The sequence below is a fragment of the Paenibacillus salivarius genome (assembly GCF_051307165.1).
Lineage (GTDB): Bacteria > Bacillota > Bacilli > Paenibacillales > Paenibacillaceae > Fontibacillus.
The window spans coordinates 3156935-3180933 of the sequence record NZ_CP195592.1; the positions used below are offsets into that span (position 1 = coordinate 3156935).

Genomic DNA, 23999 nt, shown 5'->3' on the forward strand with positions numbered 1-23999 from the left:
ATTATTTCGCCTCCTTCGGTTCGGATTGTCCTTGCGGCTCCGCCGTAATTACCTTCAGGCCGATCACGCCCGCCAACAACAGCAGAATCAGCAATATTTTGACGATCCGGAAGGGTTCTCCGAACAGGATCATCTCGGCAAGCACCGTACCCGCCGTACCGATCCCCGTAAATACCGCATAAGCCGTGCCGACCGGAAGCGTACGGGTGGAACGGATGAGCAGATAAGTACTAAACCCCAGGGACAAAATCGTGCCGGCCCATGTCCAAGCATCATGCGAATGCTTCAACCCGATGACCCAGCCGATTTCCAACAGCCCGGCAATCCAGATCAGATTCCAGTTTCGATTCATTTGTTTCTCCCCTTTTTTCTGATTCACACAAATAGCCCGGGAAGATATCCTTGCGGTATCCTCCCGGGCTTTTATCCCTCCGTGTACGCAAAGACGCTCTGCCTTGCGCGTCCCCTCTCGGACCAGATCCGGCCATCAGCCGCGGAACCCTAGGGGACAAAGCGAGACTATGTTACACGATACGGGCGTTTGGGTCAAGGGGGCGGACTTGTTTCCTGAATTCGTTTGTTCTAACATAGACAGCGGAGGCTCATAAATAAACCAAGCCTACAATCATGAAATAAGGAGCGGAAACCACTATGAAGAACAAACTGTTTTCACCCTATACGATAAAAAACGTCACTTTAAAAAACCGGATCGTCATGTCTCCGATGTGCATGTACTCTTCCGTGAATGAAGACGGAAAAATCACCGACTGGCACCGGGTTCACTATGCGACCCGCGCGGTGGGAGGCGTCGGCTTGATCATCGTGGAAGCGACCGCCGTGTTGCCCGAAGGCCGGATTTCGTACCGAGACCTGGGAATCTGGAGCGACGAGCACGTCCAGGGCTTAAAGGAAATTACGAATCTCGTTCACCAAAACGGCGCCAAAGCAGCTATCCAGCTCGCCCATGCCGGCAGAAAAGCCGAACTGAATGAAGATATCTTCGCCCCTTCGGCCCTTGCGTTCCCAGGTATGAAAACGCCGCTGGAAGCTGATGCAAACTACATAAAGGGGGTTGTCGCAGCTTTTAAAGAGGCGGCTCGTCGGGCCAAAGATGCCGGATTCGACATTATTGAAATCCATGGCGCCCACGGTTATTTGATCAATCAGTTCCTCTCCCCGCTCGCCAACAAACGAAGCGACGAGTACGGCGGCAGTCCTGAAAACCGGTATCGCCTCCTCGGGGAAATTATCGACGCGGTGAAAGCCGAATTCGACGGACCGATTTTCGTCCGCGTTTCCGCCAATGAATACGATCCGAACGGAAATAGTTTGGAGCAGTATATCGAATATGCCAAAAACATGAAGGCACAGGGCGTGGACCTCGTAGACTGCAGTTCGGGAGCCGTCGTTCCGGCGGAAATCAACATATTCCCAGGCTATCAAGTCAATTTGGCCGATCAAATTCGCAGCCAGGCCGGGATCGCCACCGGAGCGGTCGGTTTGATCACGGAGGTGGATCAGGCCGAAGAAATCCTCGGCAACGAACGGGCCGATCTGATTTTACTAGGACGGGAGCTGCTTCGCAATCCGTATTGGGCCCTGAATGCCGCCAAAAAGCTGGGTGCTGAAATCGACCGGCCGAAACAGTACGGGAGAGCTTAAAATGACGGAATCATCCCCTATGTCGAAGCGGGTACTGATTATGACCGCGGTCGACGCCGAGCGGGAAGCCGTGCTGCGCGGGCTTGCGGCCGCGGGCGGCGATGCCGCCGCCTACGTGGACGTGCGGCTCGCAGGGGTCGGGCCGGCGCTCGCGGCCGCCTCCACCGCGGCCGAGCTGGCGGGCGGCGGCTACGCGCTCGTGATCAGCGCCGGCATCGGCGGCGGCTTTCCCGGCCGCGCGCCGGTCGGCTCGCTCGTGGTCGCGAGCGACGTGATCGCCGCCGACCTCGGCGCAGAGACGCCGGACGGCTTCGCCGGCGTGGACAAGCTCGGCTTCGGCTCCGCGCGCGTGCCGGTAAATGGCGGCCTGGCCGCCCGTTGGGGCGCGGCGCTCGATGAGGCCGGCCTGCCGGCCTGTCTCGGGCCGGTGCTGACGCTGTCCACCGTCACCGGCACGGCGGCCACGGCCGAGCTGCTGGCCGCGCGCGTGCCGGGCGCGGCGGCCGAGGCGATGGAGGGCTACGGCGTGGCCGTAGCCGCACATCGGCTTGGCATCCCCGTATTGGAAATCCGGGCGATCTCCAACGCGGTCGGACCCCGCGACCGCGAAAAATGGAAAATCGGCGACGCGCTGCTGGCGCTCGAAAAGGCTTGCTCACTATTACCGGAGGTTTTGCAATCATGAATATCGCTTTTTCACCATGTCCCAACGATACATTCGTATTTCATGCCCTGGTGCACGGGCTTATTCCCGGCGCACCGCAGTTCGAAGTCACTTACGCGGATATCGACATTACCAACGGTCTTGCGGCCTCAGGAAACGGTCCTGATATCCTGAAAATCTCTTACGCCGCACTTCCATGGGTACTCGATGAATACGCGCTGCTTCCATGCGGCGGGGCGCTCGGGCGCGGCTGCGGTCCGCTCGTGCTGACGGCGGGAGAAAATCCAAACGCCGCGTCGCTCGCCGGAAAACGGGTCGCGGTTCCGAGCGAACGCTCGACCGCATACCTGTTGTTCCGCCTGTGGGCTGCACAAAACGTGCCGGGAGGAGTCGGCGAAATCATCGTCATGCCTTTCGACGAAATCATGCCTTCCGTCCGGAACGGTTCCATCGATGCCGGTCTCGTCATCCACGAAGCCCGGTTTACCTATCAGACCTATGGGCTGAACATGCTCGCCGACCTCGGAAACTGGTGGGAGTCGGATACCGGTCTGCCAATTCCTTTGGGTGCCATTATCGCCCGCCGGACGCTCGATCTTGAGTCCGTATCCGGCTGGATTCGCGAATCGGTGCGTTATGCTTGGGCTCATCCGGAAGCTTCCGCGAACTATGTATTGGAGCATGCTCAGGAAATGTCCCCCGATGTGACCCAGGCCCATATCAATCTGTACGTTAACGAATATACGGAAGATTTGGGCGACGACGGCTACGCGGCCATTACCGCCCTGCTCGACCGGGCCGCGCGCGAAGGGCTCGTTCCTGAAATCGACCTTTCCCTGCTAAAAAAGTAAACCGATGAAAAAAACGGCCGAATGTATCGGCCGTTTTCTTTATGTTCACTGTCTGTCATCATTCTAACGAAACTGGATAGTGTTATTTGAGTAAAATGAAGGTTTATCAAATTATAACGAAACACGGTATCGCTAATTTACAAAAATTCGTAGTTTATTCGCTCCAAATACCTAATAGCGTTACCTTGTTTCCTTAAGTTTTTGGAGAGGAAAAAACGGTGCAATAAAAATATACCGTTTCGTTAGCGTGCACCCGCCCTTCCGGTTCCGGAAAAACGGGGGCCGTTCGCCTGTTTTATTACGCCCCTCCGCCGAAACGCTGACGGTATCCGCATTTCCGGCACAGCTCCTCCACGGCGACGCGGCGGGAGAAACCGTCATACAACCGGGTGGCCCGCTCCCCCTCGATGATTTCCGAGAACGACGTCTCGTACACATTGCCCAGATTGATGACGCCTTCCCCGTCAAGGCAGCACGGAATGACCGTGCCGTCCACAAGAATGCCCGCCTGGTTACGGAGCGCATGGCAGAATCCCCTGCCGTCGTCTTCCTTCGCGTGCAGGCTTGGCCAGTCGAATTCATGATCCTGATTCAAGTAAATGCGGTCGGCCAATTTGATGCCGCTGCCGGGGATGACCTTTTCCTCGATCCGGTAGTCCAAACCGAACTCCTTCTCAATCAGCGCCAGGGTGGCACGGTTGCGGCTTCGCACCAAATTCGTTTCATTGTCCCTGGTCAAATTCCAGAGCCGGAAGGAGACAAGCATGTCGGATGCCGCCGTCGCCTCTCTGACAAAAGACAAAATACTCGTTAGGTACCCTTCCCTGTCGGTCGAGCCTTCGTGCCCGTCAAAGCTGTGCAGCGAAAAATTCATCTGCCGCAGCGCCGGCTTGCCCAGCAGCTTGTGCGCATTTTTCTGAATCAGCGTGCCGTTCGTCGTAATGTTGACCTTAAAGCCTTTTTCATGGCTGATGTCGAGCAATTGATCGATTTTCGGGTGGAGTAGAGGTTCGCCTTTGACGTGAAAATAAATATAGTCCGTATGCGGTTTGATGTCATCCAGAATTTTCGCGAAATCCTCAACGCCGATAAACTTGGCCTGTCGATGCGTCGGCGGGCAAAAGCTGCAGGCCAGGTTGCATATGCTTGTCGTTTCGATATAAAACTTTTTGAATTTTTTCATGATCGTCCATAACCTGCTTCTCTCGTAAATTGCTGAGCTTTTTCTTTTATGAAAATATGATACTTGTCACACCAAGCCTTATTCTATCGCATTTAGACGCAAAGCCACAAGCACATTGCCGAAATGGGATCTTTCAGTCAAAAAATTGAATGTGCGGCTTGCCCGATTTATAATACGCCAGCCTGTCCGCGAGGGTGCCCGTATGAAATTCGAACATGTGCCCGTCCGGATCGAGAAAATAAACGGATTTCCCGTCTCGTTCATCCCTCGATCTGCCCGGCAGAATTTCCGCCCCCGCCCAGTTCAATTTATCGATCCATTCGTCCCAATCCGCCTCCTCGATCGAAAAAGCGATGTGGGTGTATGTACGCGGTCCCGCATTTCGCTCCGTATCCTCCTGGTTCAGCGCGATCCAGAGTCCGTCCAGATCGTAATAGGCGAGCGCCCTTCCTTGCGCCAGCAGCTTTGCGCCGAAGGCTTGCCGGTAGAAAGAAACCGATTTATTCAAATCCGATACGGAAAAACATAGATGGTTAATTCCTTGTAGTTTCACTTTAATTTCAACTCCGTTTTGATTTTGACTTCGGTTCCTACGGACCGTGCATTTCAAACTTTTACAAATTCGGATTTTTCCGTTCTTCGTTCGGTTCCGCTCTTTTTCGGCTTTTCCACCCCGCAAGGTTGGATCCCACCGGGATTTCCAAAAGCCTGCTTTTGGAGGCGCCGATGAGCTGGGAGGTGTAAATGCCGCTATGTCCCGAAAACATATAGCTCACCAGGCAGGCGATAAACATGTAAACCGCCCCTTCCGAGCCAAACAGCTCAATGCCCATAATAAAACAGGCCAGCGGCGTGTTGGCGGCTCCACAAAAAACGCCGATGAATCCGAGCGCCGCGAGAAAAGGACCGTATACATGAAGGAAGCCGGAGAGCGCGCTTCCAAGCGACGCTCCGATCGCAAACAACGGCGTTACCTCCCCGCCTTGGAAACCGGTGCCAAGCGTAACGGACGTAAACAGCAGCTTCCATAAAAATCCGAGCGGAGATACCTCGCCATTTTCGAAGGAATCCACAATTAGCGGAACGCCGAGCCCCAGATAATCCCGGGTTCCCAACGCGTAGACGAGCCCAATGATGATTAGGCCCCCGACCGCGCTTTTAATAACCGGATTGGGAAGGATGCGCGCGGACCATTTTTTCAAGAAATGAGTCAGTTCACTGAAGCAGAGGGCGGTTAGTCCGAACAACATCGAAGCGACGATGACCTTGAACAATACGGCTGCCGAGAGACCGGGGACTTGTCCGATTTCATAGTGAAGGTGACTGACCCTCCAAACCTTCGTCGTGACCAGATCGCCGACAAAGCTGGCCGCAAAGCACGGAATAAGCGCCCTGTGGCTAATCAAACCCAGCGCGACAACCTCGAGGCCGAACACCGTTCCCGCCAACGGGGTCCCGAAGACCGAACCAAAACCGCCGCTGATGCCGCACATGAGCAGGATTTTCCGGTCGATCGCATCGATGCGCAGCAGTCTTCCGAAGCCGTCGGCCAAGCTGCCGCCCATCTGCACGGCAGTGCCTTCCCTGCCGGCCGAACCCCCGAATAGATGGGTGACCCATGTGCCGAACAGCACCAGCGGAGCCATCCGCAAAGGGATCGGGGCACCGCCGTTCTGGATATTTTCCAGGATGAGGTTATTTCCTTTCGAGCTATCTTTACCGATTTTCATATACAGATAACTTACCAGAGCACCGCCAAGCGGCAGCAAAAAAAGCAGCCATGGATAAGTCATCCGTTGATCCGTCACAAAATCCAGGCCTGTCAAGAACAGCGCCGAGGCGCTCCCGGTCAATATGCCGACCGCACTGCCGAGCAACACCCATTTGAAAAAGGAACCGGGAAAAGCCGCATACGGAAATTTCTGAGCCGCCCGCTCCCAGTACTGGCCGATCTTATTCGCGCTCATGTCTCTTTTCTCCCCTATATAACAAAAATAGACCCCTACCATGGCATAGCAAAACTGCTCTGGTAGGAGTCATCAGCCTTGTCGGCGGTTATGGCGAACTCCATCGCCGTATATGCAAATGTTTTGCCCGAGGCAACAAGCTATACACATTTTATCTCAGGTCCCCCGAATGAGTCAATCCCGCCCATTTTCAGTAAACCTTCAGGGCAACCGCATACTATATAGCAAATTGATGAAAAAAGGTGATGCCGTTTTGGCCAGTTTTTTCAAGGCTTATAAACTTAAACAGCGCTACGCGCGCCGATTGCTGAAGCAAAAAGGGATTCACGGCGTCGGCGTCGGTTACCTGAACCCCGCCAAACCGGGCAAGGGAGCGGCCGTCATTGTTTATGCCGATCAAGTTTCCGCCGCTGCCGCCAAAGGAAAAAAGGGAGCAAAAGCGGGAAAACATCGGTTCAGCCCGTCCCTTCCCGGCAAACTGAAAGCAGCGATCCCCGTTCGACTGATTCGTTCCTCCAGGTTTCGGAAAAACGCCGCTCCCTCTTCTCCCTTTCAGAGGCGCATTCGGCCCGTCATCGCAGGATTCAGCGTAGGTTCCCCGAACGTGTCCGGGACGGCCGGGTTGATCGTCAGCGATAAACGCCGGCCCGGTAGCCGCTTCATTCTAAGCAACAACCATGTACTCGTTAACGAAAATAGCACCAGGACCTCCTTAACGCTCCAGCCGGGGGGAGCCGATGGCGGCACGATCAAGAACGATACGATCGGCCGCGTGGACCGGTTTGTTCGCCTTCGGAAAAAGGGGACCAACTTCATGGATGCCGCACTTGCCAAACCCCGGCGCCCTTCCCTGCTGTTCCCCGCGTATGCCGTGTACCGTAAGGTTCCCGGATATGTCCGGTCTTACCGGATAGGCGATCGTTTCAAAAAAGTCGGCCGCACGACAGGAGCAGTGAACGGTATCGTCGAATCGATCCATACCGACATTCAGGTCGATTATGGCGATTACGGGGGGTTGGGGACGATCACTTTCAAAAATCAGAGCGTCATCCGCGGCAAGCGTCCGGTATCGCTGGACGGGGATTCCGGTTCCGTATGGCTCACGCGTCGCGGCAATTTGGCGGCAGCCGTCAATTTTGCCGGCTCGAATGAAGGCCGCCTGTCTATCGCATATCCGGTGGACTGGTTCATGGAGGTATTCGGCACCCGCGTCGCCAAGCCCGGGCAGCGCTCCATCGTTCGACCGGGTCGAGGAAGCAGACAGAAGTATATGTGCACTCGGCCGCTATCCCGACAAACGGCAGTCAAGCTTCGTACTTGCCGATGCCGGCCGGGTACGGCCAGAAAATCATAAAACAAAAAGGAAGGCTCACTTTATCCGGCCCGACCGGACTTCAAAGTAGCCTTCCCCTTTTTGTTAATTCAAAGTTATATTTACTCCATAAAATCCTTCAGACGTTTGCTGCGGCTTGGATGTCTCAGCTTCCGGAGCGCCTTGGCTTCGATTTGGCGAATCCGTTCACGGGTCACGCCAAATTCCTTGCCCACTTCTTCCAGGGTCCGCGTCCGGCCGTCATCCATGCCGAAACGGAGCCGAAGCACGTTCTCTTCCCGCTCGGTCAGCGTGTCGAGCACTTCTTCGAGCTGCTCCTTGAGCAATTCGTAAGCGGCCGCCTCCGCAGGAGCAGGAGCATCGTGGTCCTCGATGAAATCGCCCAGATTCGAGTCGTTTTCCTCTCCGATCGGCGTTTCCAGCGATACCGGTTCTTGGGCAATCTTCATAATTTCCCGAACCTTCTCCGGCGTCAGATCCATTTCCTTGGCGATTTCCTCAGGCGTCGGTTCACGGCCGATTTCCTGAAGCAGCTGTCTGGAAACCCGGATCAATTTATTGATCGTTTCCACCATATGCACGGGAATACGGATCGTTCTCGCCTGGTCGGCGATCGCTCTCGTAATCGCCTGGCGGATCCACCAAGTCGCATAAGTACTGAATTTGAAGCCCTTGGAATAGTCGAATTTTTCGACCGCTTTAATCAAACCCATATTCCCTTCCTGGATCAGATCCAGGAAAACCATGCCCCGTCCCACATAACGGCGGGCAATGCTGACAACGAGACGGAGATTCGCCTCGGCCAAACGACGTTTGGCCTCCTCGTCGCCTTGTTCGATTCGTTGTGCCAGCTCAATTTCTTCGTCGGCGGACAAAAGCGGAACCCGACCGATTTCCTTCAAATACATCCGTACCGGATCATCAATTTTCACGCCTGGCGGCAGCGACAAATCATCCGAAAAATCAAGCTCATTATTTTTGGTCAAATCTTCAGTCATGGCTCAGACCCCCACCCTAGAAATGGAAACAACATGAAATTTTCTCTACCCTGGTAATACTCTATTTGACAAATAAGTGCTATTATGCTATTATATATACAACATTGAATCTAAAACCGTTTGATTTGACTATCCGTCATTGTAGCATGAATTTTTATTTTTTACAACTTTATTTTTATAGTAAATGAACGCTGATTCCAATCGGAACCAGCGTTTTTTGTTATATTGTTTATTTTATGCACTATTTTTTAATCAATCCCATTTCCTTTGCTTGTTCCTCCGTCAAAATAAACTGTTCATTCTCCCATACATCATCTTCGCGTGAAATGCCGAACGCTTGCATGACTTGAGACCATATCCCCTTCTCAACGGCTTCGCTTTGCGTTATGATGACCTTCATCAGATCACGGCTCCTTCCCTTCCTGTATTTTGCCCGGTTTTAAAGAAAGCAAATAGTCGACCAGGGCTTGCTGCTCTTTTTCGGTAAAACCGGCTTCATCATCGACCCAGAAGAAATGCCCAGTTCCTGAAACATGAACATCCCGAAGCGCGGACGAACTCCGGTTTGCGGCCACGACCCTTTTTCTCAAATCCCTGTCGATCAAGGCGCGCAAGCTATTCACGGGATCCGGCTTGACTCCCTTCATAAGAGTGCCGGGTATCCCCAAATCCTTATTCGGGTCCGGGCCTACGGCAACGCCCCCGTCATGGAGATACGGTGCCGTCCAGGAAAGTCCGATCAATCCCTTTACTTTATATCCCCCTTTGGAATTTCCGTGCGCAAAGCCCATTTTCAGCTGTTCTTCGTCCAAATCCATGGAACGGACCGGAACGGGCTTTGTCCCTTCGGGAATCGGCACGGGTGTTCCCGGAGGAAAAAACAGCGACTCGCCGAACCCGTTTTCCGTTCTTTTGAGAGCGGCCGCCCTCGACGGTTCCGTGCCGATTTGCTCTACCGGAATGATCTTGTGATTGGTGTAAGCTTCCCCGGCGTGACAAGCAATACAGCCCGCCCTCCGAAAAACGTCTTGCCCAAGCTTGATTTGATTCGGATCTTGCTTTGGACGATTTGCCGGCGGCGGCGTTAGCGCGTCCTGATAAGCGGACATGGCATGGATCTGCTCGCCCGCAAACCTGCCTGGAGAGCTTGCAACAAGTCCATCGGGGGCAAAATACGTCATTTTGGGGTATGAAGGCGGCTTTATAAGTTCATTTACCCCGGGAACGCCCGGCGTCGGATCCCAGGAGGCAAAAAATTCGCTCGGTTTCCGGCCCGATTCCGGACGAAAGCGAAATTTGGGATTGGCCGCACGTTGCAAAATAGTTCCCACATAAACTTCCGGGTCGATCCCGAACAGATGATGGCTTGTCCATTGCTGGGCCAGCGAATCCGTATTTTGGGCGTTCACATTATTGGCGAATACGCTCAAGCCATGAAAGGGCCCGACAGCCGCAAATCCGCTCCAGCTGTAGGGATGGGCCCCTTTCGTAAAAGTATCCGGCGTTTGCGTCGGGTTGCTTCGCCAGTCGATCGTCGTATCAAAACTGCCCTTCGGCCATTTGGCCAACGTTTCGTCCACGGCCTTCTCCAAGCCTTCCGCATCCGGCAAAACGGCTGATTTTCCATCGGTCGTGACGACATGCTTCTTCCCTTCCTTAAAAAAACGCGCCGTCTGCTCCACTTCCGTATGCGTAAAATAAGCGGCGCTGTTCGGAGCCAAGGCCATCAAAAAGCCTGCGTTCAAATCGCTGTTCGGAGCGCCCTCCACTACCTTTCTTGTAACCGGATCCCAGGTCGCATGACACAACATGCAGCTAACTCCGACCCTTATTCCGTTTCGGCCGATTTTGACGGGAAGTCCGATTGGGGCAGCGGCTTTTGATGCCACGTCAAGGCCGGTATCTATTTTATCGCCTTTTTTGTATGTCTTGTTCCCAATCGTAATATCTTCAGCGAGTTCAACCTGCAGATTGCTCGTTCCGGCTCCTTTTAATTGCACGATCGCCTTCATGATCTTTTCTATACGAAGAGCGCCTTTGTTGATCCCCATAATATCGGAAAAGAACACTTCATTGCCGAAGGTTTCGGCGTACAACGCCTCCCGCCCGAGTTTCAACGTTTCATCATCAGCTTGGTTGTCCGATTTAATGCCGATCATACGATTTTCGAGGTTCGAGGGCCTTTGGATCGGTTCGGCGATTCGATTCGAAGCAGGGATATACGCATATTCCGGTTCAAAAATCGCTATGAAAAGGGCCGTGATGATCAGAAGGCAAACCATCCCCGTACCTGTCACCAACCATTTCTTCGTCTTCACCCGGCATCCCCCACTCCCCGAAAAGTTTAGTCCGATCCGATTATTGACTAGCTTTCCCTTGTTAAAAATATTAAATTCGCCCCAAATATCCATCCTTAGACCTATGGCAAAATTCGACATTTTTTACGAAAATGAATGTGTATTTACATTTCATATCAAAACAGGAGGTAAGGCCTGGATTTCACTCCATAACAACCTACTAATCGCCCGCCGTTCTCTCAACATCCATACTATAAGAACTATTTACTAAAGGAGCGTACATCCAAGTGAAAACCGGCACCATCCTCCGCCAAATTCCCATAATTATGTTTTGTCTTCTCATTATTTTCTCCACCGGAAACCGTAATGCCATAGCGGATAGTGCCGCACAGCCCATAAAAACGACCTGGTTGTGGAACACCGTCTTGATCAAATCATCCCCCGACGAACTTATAACGTTCAGCAAATCGCAGGGAGTACGAATTATCTATTTGCAAATCAGCGCGAAGGTAGATCTTCCATCCTATAAAAACTTCATCAAGAAGGCCGGGATGAACGGCATCGAAGTCCATGCATTGAACGGCGCTCCCAACTGGGCATTAACCGCCAATCAACCAAAGCTCGAAGCATTTATCAAATGGGTTAACGATTATCAAAAATCCGCCGCCGCCGATGAAAAATTCAAAGGAATCCATGTCGACATCGAGCCTTACGTTCTCCCCGAATGGAAAACCGACTGGACCTCGGTAGTCACCCAATGGCAAACCGCCGTCGATTATCTGGTCGGAGAAGCGGATGCGGCCGGTTTACCGATCTCTGCAGCTCTGCCGTTCTGGCTGGACAATTATAAAGCTCCGGACAGCGATCAAACGTTGAGTTCCTGGATGATCTCCCGCTTTCAGTCCGTAACCTTAATGTCCTATCGCGACAAGGCCACCGCCATTTACGATGCCTCCAAAAACGAGCTCGCCGAAGGCGAACGGTTGAACAAAATCGTATACACCGGCGTGGAAACGAAGGCCAGTTCGGAAGGTGATTTCATTACTTTTTATGAAGAAGGATACGACGTACTGATGGAACAGTTACAGCAATTGGAGAAACTGACCTCCTCCCATGCTGCCTTCGGCGGAATCGCCGTTCATGATCTGGCAGGCTGGATGGATTTGGCCAGCCGTGTCGAACCTTTAAAATAAGGGATATAAAGATCAGAGCCCCGGATGACCCGCCGTTTATGGCGGTAATCTCCGTGGCTCTGTTTCGTTTGGTTCAGCTTTTTACTTTGGAATTCTCGACACGATCAGCACATCCCGGCCTGTGGACCGGCGGATCAACTCCGGAGCAACCGTCCGGGGAACATTTTTCAGACAGCGCTTGCGCGGCTGACCTAATATCCCTCATCCAGCGAATGCTTGGAATCCGCTCCAGCCCTTCCATCTGTTCCGCCGTTCCTGATTTATTCAGCATCATCACCGCGCTGACCGCGACATCGATGCCAATAGCTCCTCCGGCGTCTTTCTTCGGTAATTCGTCATCGCAAGACACCGCTCCCGTCATTCCTTCGCTTGTTCCATTTCCTTTTGCAGAGCCAAATTTAACTTCAGGACGTTGACTCTCGGTTCTCCAAAAACGTTCAAGTCCCGTCCTTGCGTCGCTTCCTCAACAAGCCTGAGCAGCTTCTCCTCGCTGATGCCGGTCAAGCTTCCGATCCGCGGGATTTGTGCCTCAGCCGCTTTCGGTGTGATATGCGGGTCAAGCCCCGATCCGGAATTCGTGATCAAATCGATGGGCAGAAGTCCGAGAGGCACTTCGGAATTGTTAGCGGTCCAGTCTCCGATCGAGGCTTGAATCCGCTTGATCAGCTCGGGATTGGACGGCGCATAGTTGTTCGAGCCCGACCCTTCGGCATGATATCCAATACTGGAGACGCGGCCCTGAAACAGGCTCGGGTCAGTAAAGGACTGGCCGATCAGCTCGGAGCCTACAACCTTCCCCTCGCCGTTCTTCAACAGACTTCCATTGGCCTGAGTGGGAAACATCAGTTGTGCCAATCCCGTACTGACGAGCGGGTAAACGATCCCGCAGACGACGATCAGAAGCAAGCTAAGCCGCAATGAGGAACTAAAGACCGAGATAAAAGAAGACGACCACAATTGGCTTTTGACGCAATGAGACCGAAATTGATTCATAAGGATATCTTCCCTTCCGAAAACATGAATTCGGGCCAACGATGCACCCGGTCAATTTTTTTAAATCCACAAATGAACGACCAGATCGATCAGCTTGATTCCGATAAACGGCGCAAGGACACCGCCGAGCCCGTAAATCAACAAATTGCGGGACAGCAATCTTTGAGAGCTCATCGGTTTATAGGCTACGCCGCGCATGGCAAGCGGAATCAGCAACGGAATGATGACCGCGTTGAAAATTAAAGCAGACAGTACCGCCGACAACGGGGAGCCGAGGCTCATGACGTTCAGCGAATCCATTTCGGGGATCGCCACCATGAACATCGCCGGAATAATAGCAAAATATTTGGCGATATCATTGGCGATGCTGAACGTGGTCAGTGCGCCCCGGGTCATTAGCAACTGCTTGCCGATGGCGACGACCTCGATGATCTTCGACGGGTCGGAATCCAGGTCGACCATATTGGCCGCTTCCTTGGCAGACACGGTCCCGCTGTTCATCGCCAGCCCGACGTCCGCTTGAGCCAGCGCCGGCGCGTCGTTCGTTCCGTCCCCGGTCATGGCAACCAATTTACCCTGTGCCTGTTCACGGCGGATGACGGCAATTTTGTCTTCCGGTTTGCTCTCCGCGATGAAATCGTCGACGCCGGCTTCCCGAGCGATTGTCTGCGCCGTTAAGGGATTGTCGCCCGTACACATGATGGTCTTGATGCCCATCTTGCGCAGTTGTTCAAAGCGTTCCTTCATACCCGGTTTCACCGTATCCTTCAAATAAATGATCCCGAAAACCCGGTGGTCAACGGCCACCGCAAGCGGTGTCCCGCCTTCCGAAGCCACGCGGTTTCCCTTCTCCTCCAAATCGGGAGGGACGGCTCCCCCTTGCGAGACCACCCATCCCCGGATCGCGTCAATAGCCCCTTTGCGAACTTTGCGTCCGTCCTTTAAGTCGATCCCGCTCATTCGGGTTTCCGCCCGGAACGGAACGGGTTCCCCGCCTTCACCGAGTCTTGCGTCGCATGACATTTCGCGCGCCCGAACATACTCCATGACGGATCTTCCTTCCGGCGTCTCGTCATGGAGAGAGGCGATCGCTCCCCAGGCCGCAAGCTCCTGCACATGTACGCCGCCGACAGGGATCAACTCGGATGCCATACGGTTGCCGTAAGTTATCGTCCCCGTTTTATCCAGAATCATCGTATTGATGTCGCCCGCCGCTTCGACGGCTTTCCCGGACATGGCGATTACGTTGTAACGGGTGACCCGGTCCATTCCGGCGATCCCGATCGCGGACAGCAGCCCGCCGATCGTCGTCGGGATCAGGCAGACGAGCAGCGAGATCAACACCGGAATTTCAAGCGGAATGCCCATTTTATCGGCAATCGGCTTCAGGGTGACAACGACGATGAGGAAAATCAGCGTCAGCACGGTAAGCAGCGTGCTCAGCGCGATTTCGTTCGGCGTCTTCTGACGCTTTGCCCCTTCGACGAGCGAGATCATGCGGTCAATGAACGATTCGCCGGGATCGCTCATGATCCGGACAACGATCCGATCGCTCACCACCAACGTTCCTCCCGTCACCGAACTGAAATCGCCGCCTGCTTCCTTGATGACCGGGGCCGATTCCCCGGTGATCGCGGACTCGTCCACAGAGGCGAGCCCTTCGATAACTTCTCCGTCACCGGGGATCATCTCGCCTTGCTCCACGACGACGATGTCTCCTTTTCGCAGCTCCGCGGAGGATACATTACGAACGCATCCTCCGACAAGCTTATTCGCCGTTACCTCTTGCTTCGACTTTTTCAGCGAATCGGCCTGAGCCTTTCCCCTTCCCTCCGCAAGAGCTTCGGCAAAGTTGGCGAACAGCACCGTAAAAAGAAGAATCAGGAAAACCGATAAATTGAAACCGAACCCGTTGCCCGATCCGAACAGATTCGGGAACAACAACAGCAGAAGCACAAGGATCATGCCCAATTCGACGACGAACATAACCGGATTTTTCATCATCGTTAAAGGGTTTAATTTAATCAGGCTATCCAGTGCCGCATGACGGACAATCGGACCGGTCAGCATCGTTTTTCGGTTGTTTGTCATTATTCAACCCCTCTTTTCGCTTATCCTAAAGTTAAAAACTCGGCGATTGGGCCCATGGCCAAGACTGGCAAAAACGTAAGCGCGCCGATTAACATCACCGTGCCGATCAGAATGCCGGCGAATAAACGGTTGTCTGTCCGCAGCGTCCCGATCGTTTCCGGTACGGGCTCTTTGGACATGAGCGAACCCGCAACCCCCAAGAGGGCGATGATGGATACATAGCGTCCGAACAGCATAACCAGGCCGGTCATGATATTCCAGAACGGCGTGTTATCCGCCAATCCTTCGAATCCCGATCCGTTATTCGCGGCGGAGGAAGTAAATTCGTACAGCACCTGGGTCAAGCCGTGAAACCCGGGATTGGTTATGGCGCCGTGCCCCAGGTTCGTCATAAAGCTGATTGCCGTCGGCAGCAAAATAATGAACGGATGTACCAAGATCGCGACCGCGACGAGCTTTATTTCCTTCGCTTCAATCTTGCGGCCCAGAAATTCCGGCGTCCGCCCGACCATCAGTCCGCATATGAACACGCCCAAAACGGCGTACATCAACATATTCATCAGTCCCACGCCTTTGCCGCCAAACACGACGTTCAGCATCATCTGCGCAAGCGGAACAAGGCCGCCTAGCGGCGTCAGCGTATCATGCATATTGTTGACCGTCCCTGTCGTAGCGGCCGTGGTCACGGTTGTAAACAGCGCGGAGCCCGCGATACCGAACCTTACCTCTTTCCCTTCCATGCTGCCCTGCGAGGCGTCGATACCAAGCGCGTTGATCGCCGGATTCCCCTCCTTTTCGGAGAAATATGCGGTGGAAAGAAAGACAAGGAACAGAATCATCATGGCCGAGAATATCACCCAGCCTTGCTTTTTGTTTTTGGCGAACAGACCGAAAGTGTATGGCAAAGCCGCACCCATAATCCACATCGACCATATTTCGATCGCATTCGTAAGACCGTTCGGATTTTCGAACGGATGCGCCGAGTTGGCGCCGAAAAATCCTCCGCCGTTCGTTCCCAAATGCTTGATGGACTCGAGCGAGGCAACCGGTCCCACGGAGATGCGCTGCACGTTGCCTTCCAGCGTTTGAATCGCAAGTGTCGGCTCCAATGTCTGGGGAACCTGCAACGCCACCAGGATCAGCGTAACCAGCAACGCCGCAGGCAAAAACACCCGGATATGGGCTTTCGTAAAATCTTCGAAGAAGTTTCCGACCGTTCTCCCCCGCCGGGTCAGCCCGCGTATAAAGGCAATCGCCACGGACAAGCCGGTCGCCGCCGAGGTAAACATCATCATCGTAATGACGGCCATTTGCGAAAAATACGACAATCCCGACTCTCCGCTGTAGTGCTGCAAGTTCGTATTGGTCATAAAGCTGATGACCGTGTTGAACGAAAGCGTTGGCTCCATCGCTCCGATCCCGTTCGGATTGAAGGGAAGAATACTCTGAAGCCGCAATATCAAATAGCCGATTCCCGCCAGTACGACGTTCACCGCAATCATACTGAACGCATACTTTTTCCAGCTCATGCCTTCAAGGTTTTTGAAACCGATCAGCCTATATATCAGCCGCTCCGTTCCGCCGAAAATCTTGTCTGTCCGGTTCGGTTCTCCCGAAAATACATGATATAAATAAGTGCCTACCGGCTTCACCAACAGTAAGATGACGCCGATCACGACAAACATTTGCACAAAATCCATTGGGATCCCCCTCAATATGATGGCTTTGTTAAAACTTCTCGGGATGAATCAGAGCATAGATCAAATATAGAAATACCAGTACAACCATCAATCCGATCATAATCACGGTTTATTGCCTCCCTCGGTTCCAGTTTGCTATTTTTCAAGTTCGGCTTCCGGAAGCCCATTTGCCAAAAATCCGACCTCGCCGCTTGCGGAATGAATGATGAAGTCGGCCCCCAGCCCCTTATAAATCATTCTCGGATCCTGTTGGGGCGTGATGACGATAATCGGGCCGGCCGCCCACATGCGGCAAAGCTTCAAATACCTGCATGTCAGGGCCAGACTCGTTTCAAAAATAAACGCCCGCCCGATCGGATACCCGGGTGCCTGCCATGTATTCTCATCATCCGTCTTTACACGGATCACTTTTTGGGCTCCCAGCTTCCCTGCCTTTAGCTCTTCGGTCCTGTTATTGACGATTAAAACAACCTTCCGTCCCTTTGCCAGAAGCAACAGCGTAAAATTACGGGCCGATTTGTTCGGCGCGGCGACGAGGATGCAATCTTCTTCCAACTTGATTTCCTCCTTCAAACGAAAAAGGCCGCAGGAAAGGAGGGTACCTTTCCGCGGCTTAAAAATGGCGTTCGGGCCAAATCAGCTTATGGCGGGTGCCTCTCTCCATAACGCTTACGAGGTTAGCTGTCGGATTCGGACGCGAGAGTCGCCCTACGCCGGAAACATTCCGGCGATTCACCCCAAGAAATCTCCGATTTAACGGTCCGAAAACCGGTAAACGGAGGTTGATGGTTCCCCCGTTTCTGCGTAAGCAGAATTCAGCGAATGAGACATTGTTTTTCATGAAATTCAATCATTTTTTCATATTAGGCCATAAAAAGACCACGGAGGCATACCGAGGTCCCCTGTGGCCAATTTTGGTGCGGCTCGCAGTTCACCCATCCTCTCTCCATCCACGCTTACGAAGTTAGCTGTCGGATTCGGGCGGTGAGAGTCGCCCTACCCGTACGGAAGCCATGGATTCCGTACGCGATTCACCCCTGTCCGAAGGTCTCTCCCACTCTCACATGGAATTGAAATTCGAACTATACGGCCACTTTTAAATGGATGGCCGTCGGTTCCCCCGCTTTCCCGCTACCGGGAAATTCAGCGATCAGAAATGGTTGTTATTTATTTCATGGATTGAATCATAACTCCAGTTCCGAACAGAGTAAAGTCATGCTGGCGGCAAAAAAAGAAGGGGATTTGACGAATATACGAATCAGCAGCGTTTTCATTCATCACAATCTCTCTCATTTTCGCGATAACTCGACTATACTCTTATTTTCTAGATTTCGACCCGGCTTATCCGATTAAAGGACAATAAAAGGATATTGCCCTTAGAAAAAACTTGCGGATACAATAATAAATGTAAACGTTTACAATTATATGGAGGCGGGCCGCTGTACGATCCGTCAGAAAGCGAGGGGTATTTATGCCGAATTTTGATCAAAGTTTGATGAATCGGTTTGTTCGCCCGACACTCAAATGGCTTTCTGCTGCATTGTTTCTAGGCTTCCTGTTGTTTGTCCTTATCCAGGTTCCGTCCGTCCGCGCCGAATCCCAGTTAACGATGGATTCTCCGAAAAGCGGCGAGTATGTGTCACCGGGATGGCTGCGGGTCACGGGCCAATATTCCGACATCTATGACATCAAGCTGATTGTCAACGGCACGGAGCAGATTCCGGCCGTGGTGGAGCAGTCGGACGGATTTGAAAAGGGCAACTGGTACGCGGATCTGAACACTTCCAAATATGATGGAGACGTTTCAATCATCGTCAGGGGACTGCAAAGTGTGACTCGTTACGGGATCACTACCGCAACCACTTCCGTTTATGTGGATAACCCTGAAGCCAGCCTCCCTGTCGTGAAAATAACGAACCCGGACGACGGTACCACGGTTCACGGATCGGTTCCGGTAAAAATTCAGGTGGATTCCAAAAATGCGATCGATCAGGTGGAAGTGAGAATTAACGGCGGACCGTGGCTCTCTGCCAAACGTACGGGCAATCATTATCAGTTCAAGTGGGATGCCAAGCGCCTGGACAGCCGTACATCGAGCATCGAAGCGCGCGCCATCGATACGTTCGGCAATATCGGGCGGAGTACGACGGTATACGCACATACCGGGAATTGGGCACCCGAGCCGATCACACTGGAGCATCAAGACCGGGCCATGTGGATCTGGGAAAAAGCAGCTTACAACTTGTTCCTGAATCCCGGTTCGAGAACGGCGCTCCAACAGATGGCCGACGATACCGAAACGTTCGGCTCCGATCCGATCACGACCTTCTATATCGGCGTCTTCCCTTACGAGGGCGTGGACATTCTTGAAGACGAGCCCGGAAAGGTCCGCGATTTCATCCGCTGGGCGCATGCCAATGGATATCAGGTTCATGCATGCATTGCCGGAGGCACGGTTCCTCCCTACTACGGTGCATTAGAGCCCTACCACGGCTACGCGATCCGGGAAATCGAAAAAGTAATCAACTTCAACCTTTCCTCTTCGGAAGCGGAACAATTTGACGGCGTGAACGTGGACATTGAGCCGTATATTTTACCGGAATTTAGAGCGGAAAAACCATCCGTCCAGCTTCAATATCTCGATATCCTGCAAAAAATGATCGACCGCAGAGATACCGCCGGCATCGATCTTCCCTTCGGCCCTGCTATTCCGCGCTGGTTTGACAGCAGCGATGCAGCACAGGACATTACGTGGAACGGACAAACAAAATGGCTTTCGGAACATGTCCAAGACATTAGCGACTATATTTCGATCATGGATTATAGGGATACCGCCGAGGGTGGGCCTGGCATTATCCCTCAAGCACAAGGCGAACTCGATTATGCCAACGCGATCGGCAAACCGGGCTCGGTCATTGTCGGCGTCGAAACGCTGGATATTGCCAGCAGCGGGGACCCTGAAACGATCACCTTCCGTGAAGAAGGCAGACTTTATATGGAAAGCGAACTTGATAAGGTGTACGCCGCCTTTAACGGGAACCCGGCATTCGGCGGAATGGCCATGCATCATTACGATTCCATCCGCTGGCTGCCTTCAGCCTGGGGGCCCGGAGGTTTCAAATGGAACGTAACCCCTACGGATACCTCGCCTCCTTCCGGACTGAATCGCGAGCCGGAGGCTGCAGTGTGGGATTACAACTCGATCCAGCTCAACTACGGGCGGGCTACCGACAATTCCGACATCGAGGAATATGTCATTTACAGAAGCACGGAACCCGGATTCACGCCGGACGAATCCACGATTGGCGGAACCTCCCGTAATCTGTCCTACCGGGACACCGGACTGTTGCCGGACACGACCTATTACTACCGGGTAGCCGCGGTCGATATCAGCGGCAATATCGGCCCCGTATCGAGCGAAGTCTCGGCTACAACAGAGAGCACGAGCCTCCGCCCCATGATCATTGGCGATATGACTATCGTATTTGACGGCACACGCGGAAAAGTCACCCTGCAAGTCATCGACCTGGAGACAGGAGCACCCGTTGCAGCACAAGTTCATGGCCGTTTCACCTACAACGGCGGCAGATATGTGGATCTTGTGGCCGATGCCCAGGGCATGACTTCGGCAACCTCCGAAGCGTTGCCCAAATCCGCCGGACTGGTAGGATTTTTGCCGCAGCGGATAACGGCTCCCGGCTATTACTGGGCTTCCGCGCTTGACCGGCCTCATTCCGTAACCGTATCCTGGCCGGAGTGATAGAAATTCGCCGACAAAATCCCCCGGACGACAATTCGTATCGTCGTCCGGGGGATTATTATTTTCGTCCTAACGGTACGTTTTTAAGAACGCACCAAATCCGTTGGATTTTTTCTCGCCCTACGGAAAAAGGCTTTCATATAAAATTCAAAAAGGGATTATTTAACATATCAAATATTAATTGTATACTGAGATTAGGATACTAGAGATAGATGCAGGTACATACCATTCGAGCAACAACGTATCTGTTAATTTTATTCTAAAGGAGCGAGAAAAGAATGAAGAAAACAAGATTTCTGAAAGCGCTTTTATTAGTTTGCGTATTTCTTGTTAACCTCCCTTCCCTATCTATGGCAAGTGTCAGTGATCCTGTCGGAACGGCTAATGTTACCAGAGAGGAGGCAGATACAGTTGCAGCATTATTCTTGGAGAGGCATCAATTTTCGGAACCATTTTCGTCTTTGATTTCCGTTGAACCAGTTTACAATATTAATGAAATATTGCTTGGATATTATTATAAGTTTGACAAGCAATACGTTCTAGTATCGGCTAACAAATCTTACTCGCCGGTATTGGCTGCAGGTAAAGGATCTCTTGAAATTACTGAACTGAGCAATGGAGAAAGACTGTATTATATGGGAGGTATTGAAGCGGTTTATGCTTCAAATTCCCAGAATGTTATATTGGGAGATCGGGAGAATGGACAGAAAGTTTCCGCCCAATCACCCCCCCTCCTTTCAACAAACCCTAATGCGGCATCCGCATGGAATGCTTATTTAAACGGTTCGGCAACTGCCATAGGGATTAGAGCGCTATCGGAGAGAAAGCTGACGATTGAAACGTTTGACCAGTACGCTTCCGGTGTAAATCATTCTAACTCGGCATGCGGGCCAACAACTATGGCGGCTATTTCGGAGTACTGGAGAACCAATGGATTTGGTCTGTTGCCATCCACTACTTACTACGGCTCAAAAGCTGCCACGATCAATCACTTTTATAGCGAACATGGGGGTACCATAGTAGGAATGAGCGTTGCAGGAGTAAAAAACGGGCTTGTCGCCCATAATGGCGATTTTTACCGTTCCGCAACGGCTTCTACAATCACAACAGGATATGCCACGTATAGAAGTGAAATTAATGCTGGCCGCCCGGTTGCGGTAAAATTTGATACGAAATTCACGTTTTTTGAACCGGATAGGGACTACGCATACGATTATCACTGGACAGTGGGTAAAGGGTATGCATACGATAACTTTGACAGTATGATTATTATTAATGACAATACCGGAACCTCCCAAGAGCATTACATTGATTTCCCAACCAATCAGCCGATTTTGTCTTTAGTCTCATTCTCAATGTAACTAAACTCCGGAAATAAGCAGGAAAGGAAAACTAGTGAAAAATAAACGTACATTAATCATGTTCATTGCACTTCTAACGATAATCATCATTTCGGTGGTATGCTTCTTCATTTCCGAGCATCGAAATAAACAAGCAGCGGAAAAGCTGGGAAAAGCCTACGTCATCGAAACTTACGCGGAGAACAATGATTTGAAATTAACGGCTTCATGTCATCCGTTCTTCAGCAAAGGGGATTATCAAATCATTTTGGAAAATTCACGCGGTGAAGCCTATTTTCTAATGATCATGCTTACAAGAGACCGAGCCCTGATGTCCGTCGATGATTTAACGTCCGACGTCCGCCAAGGAGATTCTGTGTTCCCATGTCGGCCTTGATTCGCCCAGTCCAAACCTTTAATCGCCGCAGAAAATCCCCCGGGACGAATCCGTATTGTCGCCCGGGGGATTTTTTAATTTACGTTCATCCGATAGGTTTTTACGGCATGAACCAAATCCATGGCGTTTTGCGTGATTGCCTCGTAACGTCCTTCACGAATCAAAGCCGGATTGGCCAAACATCCTCCGAGTCCCACGGCTGTCGCTCCCGCGGCCAAAAACTCGCCGATGTTGTCCAATCGCACTCCGCCTGTGGCGATCAGCGGAATCCGATCGAGCGGAGCCCGGATTTCTTTTAAATAACCGACACCTAAAGTAGCCATCGGAAATACTTTGACCGCCGTCGCCCCGGCCTTCCAGGCCTTGACGATTTCCGTAGGCGTCATTGCGCCCGGAAACACGCCTACGCCTTTTTCCAAAGCGTATTCGATGACCTCCTCGTCCAAATTTGGAGAAACCAAATACTCCGCACCGGCGCAAACGGCCTCTTTCGCAGCCTCAACATCCAGGACGGTTCCGGCTCCGATACGCATTTTGGGTCCGAATCTTTCTCTCCACTTCGAAATGATATCGAGCGCGCCCTCGGTATTCAGCGTCACTTCGGCAAATACGATTCCGCCTTTGCATAGCGCTTCCGCTACGTCTAATCCGCGTTCCTTTGGAATACCGCGCAAGATGGCGACGATCTTTTCTTGTTCCAACAGCTCCATCAACGGTGTTGTCATTCCTGTCCTCCTTGATTGGCATCTCTTTTATCCTCATTTTAGCCGATGAATTAGGACTTGGGGAGTCAAACCGATATAATAGAATTGAAAACTTCCATTTTTTCAAAGGAGTGATCTATGTTGAAGCTGACCTATTTGGGGCATTCCTGCGTGCTGATCGACACCGGCGAGCATCGACTGATTATCGCCCCTTTCCTGACGGGGAATCCGGTCGCCGCGGCACAGGCTGAGGATATCCATGCGGATTACGTGCTCCTCACTCACGGGCATTCCGATCATATCGGAGATGCGGAAGCCATTGCCCGCCGTACCGGAGCAACGATTGTAGGGATTGTGGAGCTGGCAAGCTTTTTTGAAAACAAAGGGTTAAAGACGGCCGGGATGAATTTGGGAGGTTCGTTTCAATTTCCGTTCGGCAAGTTAACGTTTACCCCTGCCTTGCACAGTTCTTCCGTTTCCGTTGACGGAACCAATGTCTATCTTGGCGTGGCGGCCGGCATCGTCCTGGATCTTGGAGGCTTTGTCGTGTACCATGCCGGGGATACCGCGTTGTTTAGCGATTTAAAACTGATCGGAGACCGAAAACAAATCGATCTTGCTTTTCTGCCGATCGGCGATTACTTTACGATGGGGCCCGAGGAGGCGCTGATTGCCGCCGAATGGCTGCATCCGAAGCATGTCGTACCGGTCCATTACAACACCTTCGGATTAATTGCCCAAGACGCCGGACAATTCACGGCTGCGCTTGGCAAGTACGGCATCGAAGGACATGCCTTGAAGCCGGGCGAAAGCCTGGATTCGGAGCAGCTCTCCAAATAATCTGCACTTCAAGCCAAATACCTCCA

The 23999-nt window shown here is 52.4% G+C and carries 23 protein-coding genes and 4 riboswitches; of the genes, 9 read left to right on the top strand and 14 right to left on the bottom strand.

Features of this window, described 5'->3' with window-relative positions:
• Position 1 precedes the first annotated feature (1 nt).
• Positions 2-352, bottom strand: coding sequence for a DMT family transporter (locus ACSFXJ_RS14290; protein ID WP_435921017.1), 351 nt, complete (start codon positions 350-352; stop codon positions 2-4).
• Between the two features lie 58 nt (positions 353-410).
• A riboswitch (guanidine-I (ykkC/yxkD leader) is annotated at positions 411-516 on the bottom strand.
• A 135-nt stretch (positions 517-651) separates the two neighbouring features.
• Between ACSFXJ_RS14290 and namA the strand changes: the two genes are divergently transcribed.
• The 3 genes from namA to ACSFXJ_RS14305 are packed head-to-tail and all read left to right on the top strand — an operon-like array spanning position 652 to position 3177.
• On the top strand, positions 652-1662 hold the full coding sequence (namA, locus tag ACSFXJ_RS14295) for an NADPH dehydrogenase NamA (RefSeq protein ID WP_435921018.1): 1011 nt from the start codon (positions 652-654) through the stop codon (positions 1660-1662).
• A gap of 1 nt (position 1663) precedes the next feature.
• Entirely contained in the window at positions 1664-2347 is a 684-nt protein-coding gene (locus ACSFXJ_RS14300; protein WP_435921019.1) for a futalosine hydrolase, read from the top strand.
• The gene (locus ACSFXJ_RS14305) at positions 2344-3177 is read left to right on the top strand and encodes a 1,4-dihydroxy-6-naphthoate synthase (protein WP_435921020.1); all 834 of its coding nucleotides are present in this window, start codon (positions 2344-2346) and stop codon (positions 3175-3177) included. The genes ACSFXJ_RS14300 and ACSFXJ_RS14305 overlap by 4 nt, the downstream gene beginning before the upstream one ends.
• Positions 3178-3475: 298 nt before the next feature.
• On the opposite strand, the gene ACSFXJ_RS14310 is transcribed toward ACSFXJ_RS14305, so the two are convergent.
• The 3 genes from ACSFXJ_RS14310 to ACSFXJ_RS14320 all read right to left on the bottom strand — a co-directional run bounded on the left by ACSFXJ_RS14310 (position 3476) and on the right by ACSFXJ_RS14320 (position 6327).
• Positions 3476-4360: a radical SAM/SPASM domain-containing protein gene (locus ACSFXJ_RS14310; RefSeq protein WP_435921021.1), complete on the bottom strand. Its 885-nt coding sequence runs from the start codon at positions 4358-4360 to the stop codon at positions 3476-3478.
• A 133-nt stretch (positions 4361-4493) separates the two neighbouring features.
• Entirely contained in the window at positions 4494-4913 is a 420-nt protein-coding gene (fosB, locus tag ACSFXJ_RS14315; RefSeq protein ID WP_435921022.1) for a metallothiol transferase FosB, read from the bottom strand.
• 61 nt (positions 4914-4974) lie between these two features.
• Positions 4975-6327 (bottom strand): voltage-gated chloride channel family protein, encoded by a 1353-nt coding sequence (locus ACSFXJ_RS14320; protein WP_435921023.1) that lies wholly within the window; start codon positions 6325-6327, stop codon positions 4975-4977.
• Positions 6328-6383: 56 nt separating this feature from the next.
• A riboswitch (Fluoride riboswitch) is annotated at positions 6384-6444 on the bottom strand.
• 136 nt (positions 6445-6580) lie between these two features.
• Here ACSFXJ_RS14320 and ACSFXJ_RS14325 point away from each other — a divergent pair.
• Complete coding sequence (locus ACSFXJ_RS14325; RefSeq protein ID WP_435921024.1) at positions 6581-7681, top strand: hypothetical protein; 1101 nt, start codon at positions 6581-6583, stop codon at positions 7679-7681.
• 80 nt (positions 7682-7761) lie between these two features.
• Here ACSFXJ_RS14325 and rpoD read toward each other — a convergent pair whose 3' ends face one another.
• The 3 genes from rpoD to ACSFXJ_RS14340 form a co-directional block, all read right to left on the bottom strand.
• Positions 7762-8658 (bottom strand): RNA polymerase sigma factor RpoD, encoded by an 897-nt coding sequence (gene rpoD, locus ACSFXJ_RS14330; RefSeq protein WP_435921025.1) that lies wholly within the window; start codon positions 8656-8658, stop codon positions 7762-7764.
• Between the two features lie 241 nt (positions 8659-8899).
• Positions 8900-9058 (bottom strand): hypothetical protein, encoded by a 159-nt coding sequence (locus ACSFXJ_RS14335; protein ID WP_435921026.1) that lies wholly within the window; start codon positions 9056-9058, stop codon positions 8900-8902.
• 4 nt (positions 9059-9062) lie between these two features.
• The gene (locus tag ACSFXJ_RS14340; protein ID WP_435925768.1) at positions 9063-10940 is read right to left on the bottom strand and encodes an electron transport protein; all 1878 of its coding nucleotides are present in this window, start codon (positions 10938-10940) and stop codon (positions 9063-9065) included.
• A gap of 302 nt (positions 10941-11242) precedes the next feature.
• On the opposite strand from ACSFXJ_RS14340, the gene ACSFXJ_RS14345 reads away from it, so the two are divergent.
• Positions 11243-12148 carry a hypothetical protein gene (locus ACSFXJ_RS14345; protein WP_435921027.1) on the top strand — a complete coding sequence of 302 codons (906 nt, stop codon included), beginning with the start codon at positions 11243-11245 and terminating at the stop codon, positions 12146-12148.
• A gap of 73 nt (positions 12149-12221) precedes the next feature.
• Here the strand turns inward: ACSFXJ_RS14345 and ACSFXJ_RS14350 are convergent, their stop codons facing one another.
• From ACSFXJ_RS14350 to ACSFXJ_RS14375, 6 genes are read right to left on the bottom strand one after another with little or no spacing between them, the layout of a single operon-like run.
• Positions 12222-12509 (bottom strand): hypothetical protein, encoded by a 288-nt coding sequence (locus ACSFXJ_RS14350; protein WP_435921028.1) that lies wholly within the window; start codon positions 12507-12509, stop codon positions 12222-12224.
• Positions 12506-13141, bottom strand: coding sequence for a potassium-transporting ATPase subunit KdpC (gene kdpC / locus ACSFXJ_RS14355; protein ID WP_435921029.1), 636 nt, complete (start codon positions 13139-13141; stop codon positions 12506-12508). Before kdpC ends, ACSFXJ_RS14350 begins: the two co-directional genes overlap by 4 nt.
• 60 nt (positions 13142-13201) lie before the next feature.
• Complete coding sequence (kdpB, locus tag ACSFXJ_RS14360; protein WP_435921030.1) at positions 13202-15232, bottom strand: potassium-transporting ATPase subunit KdpB; 2031 nt, start codon at positions 15230-15232, stop codon at positions 13202-13204.
• 20 nt (positions 15233-15252) lie between these two features.
• Positions 15253-16932: a potassium-transporting ATPase subunit KdpA gene (gene kdpA, locus ACSFXJ_RS14365; RefSeq protein WP_435921031.1), complete on the bottom strand. Its 1680-nt coding sequence runs from the start codon at positions 16930-16932 to the stop codon at positions 15253-15255.
• Positions 16933-16960: 28 nt separating this feature from the next.
• Entirely contained in the window at positions 16961-17032 is a 72-nt protein-coding gene (kdpF, locus tag ACSFXJ_RS14370; protein WP_435925769.1) for a K(+)-transporting ATPase subunit F, read from the bottom strand.
• Between the two features lie 35 nt (positions 17033-17067).
• The gene (locus ACSFXJ_RS14375; RefSeq protein ID WP_435921032.1) at positions 17068-17487 is read right to left on the bottom strand and encodes a hypothetical protein; all 420 of its coding nucleotides are present in this window, start codon (positions 17485-17487) and stop codon (positions 17068-17070) included.
• A gap of 96 nt (positions 17488-17583) precedes the next feature.
• A riboswitch (cyclic di-AMP (ydaO/yuaA leader) is annotated at positions 17584-17763 on the bottom strand.
• Between the two features lie 106 nt (positions 17764-17869).
• Positions 17870-18091: riboswitch (cyclic di-AMP (ydaO/yuaA leader) on the bottom strand.
• A gap of 312 nt (positions 18092-18403) precedes the next feature.
• Here ACSFXJ_RS14375 and ACSFXJ_RS14380 point away from each other — a divergent pair.
• From ACSFXJ_RS14380 to ACSFXJ_RS14390, 3 genes are all read left to right on the top strand, one after another.
• Positions 18404-20692, top strand: a complete 2289-nt coding sequence (locus tag ACSFXJ_RS14380; RefSeq protein WP_435921033.1) for an Ig-like domain-containing protein — start codon at positions 18404-18406, stop codon at positions 20690-20692.
• Between the two features lie 278 nt (positions 20693-20970).
• On the top strand, positions 20971-22053 hold the full coding sequence (locus ACSFXJ_RS14385) for a C39 family peptidase (protein ID WP_435921034.1): 1083 nt from the start codon (positions 20971-20973) through the stop codon (positions 22051-22053).
• A gap of 34 nt (positions 22054-22087) precedes the next feature.
• Complete coding sequence (locus tag ACSFXJ_RS14390; protein WP_435921035.1) at positions 22088-22429, top strand: hypothetical protein; 342 nt, start codon at positions 22088-22090, stop codon at positions 22427-22429.
• A gap of 74 nt (positions 22430-22503) precedes the next feature.
• Here ACSFXJ_RS14390 and ACSFXJ_RS14395 read toward each other — a convergent pair whose 3' ends face one another.
• On the bottom strand, positions 22504-23154 hold the full coding sequence (locus ACSFXJ_RS14395) for a bifunctional 4-hydroxy-2-oxoglutarate aldolase/2-dehydro-3-deoxy-phosphogluconate aldolase (protein WP_435921036.1): 651 nt from the start codon (positions 23152-23154) through the stop codon (positions 22504-22506).
• Positions 23155-23274: 120 nt separating this feature from the next.
• Here ACSFXJ_RS14395 and ACSFXJ_RS14400 point away from each other — a divergent pair, with 120 nt between their 5' ends.
• A complete protein-coding gene (locus ACSFXJ_RS14400; RefSeq protein WP_435925770.1) occupies positions 23275-23973 on the top strand; it encodes a metal-dependent hydrolase in 699 nt (232 codons plus the stop codon).
• Positions 23974-23999 lie beyond the last annotated feature (26 nt).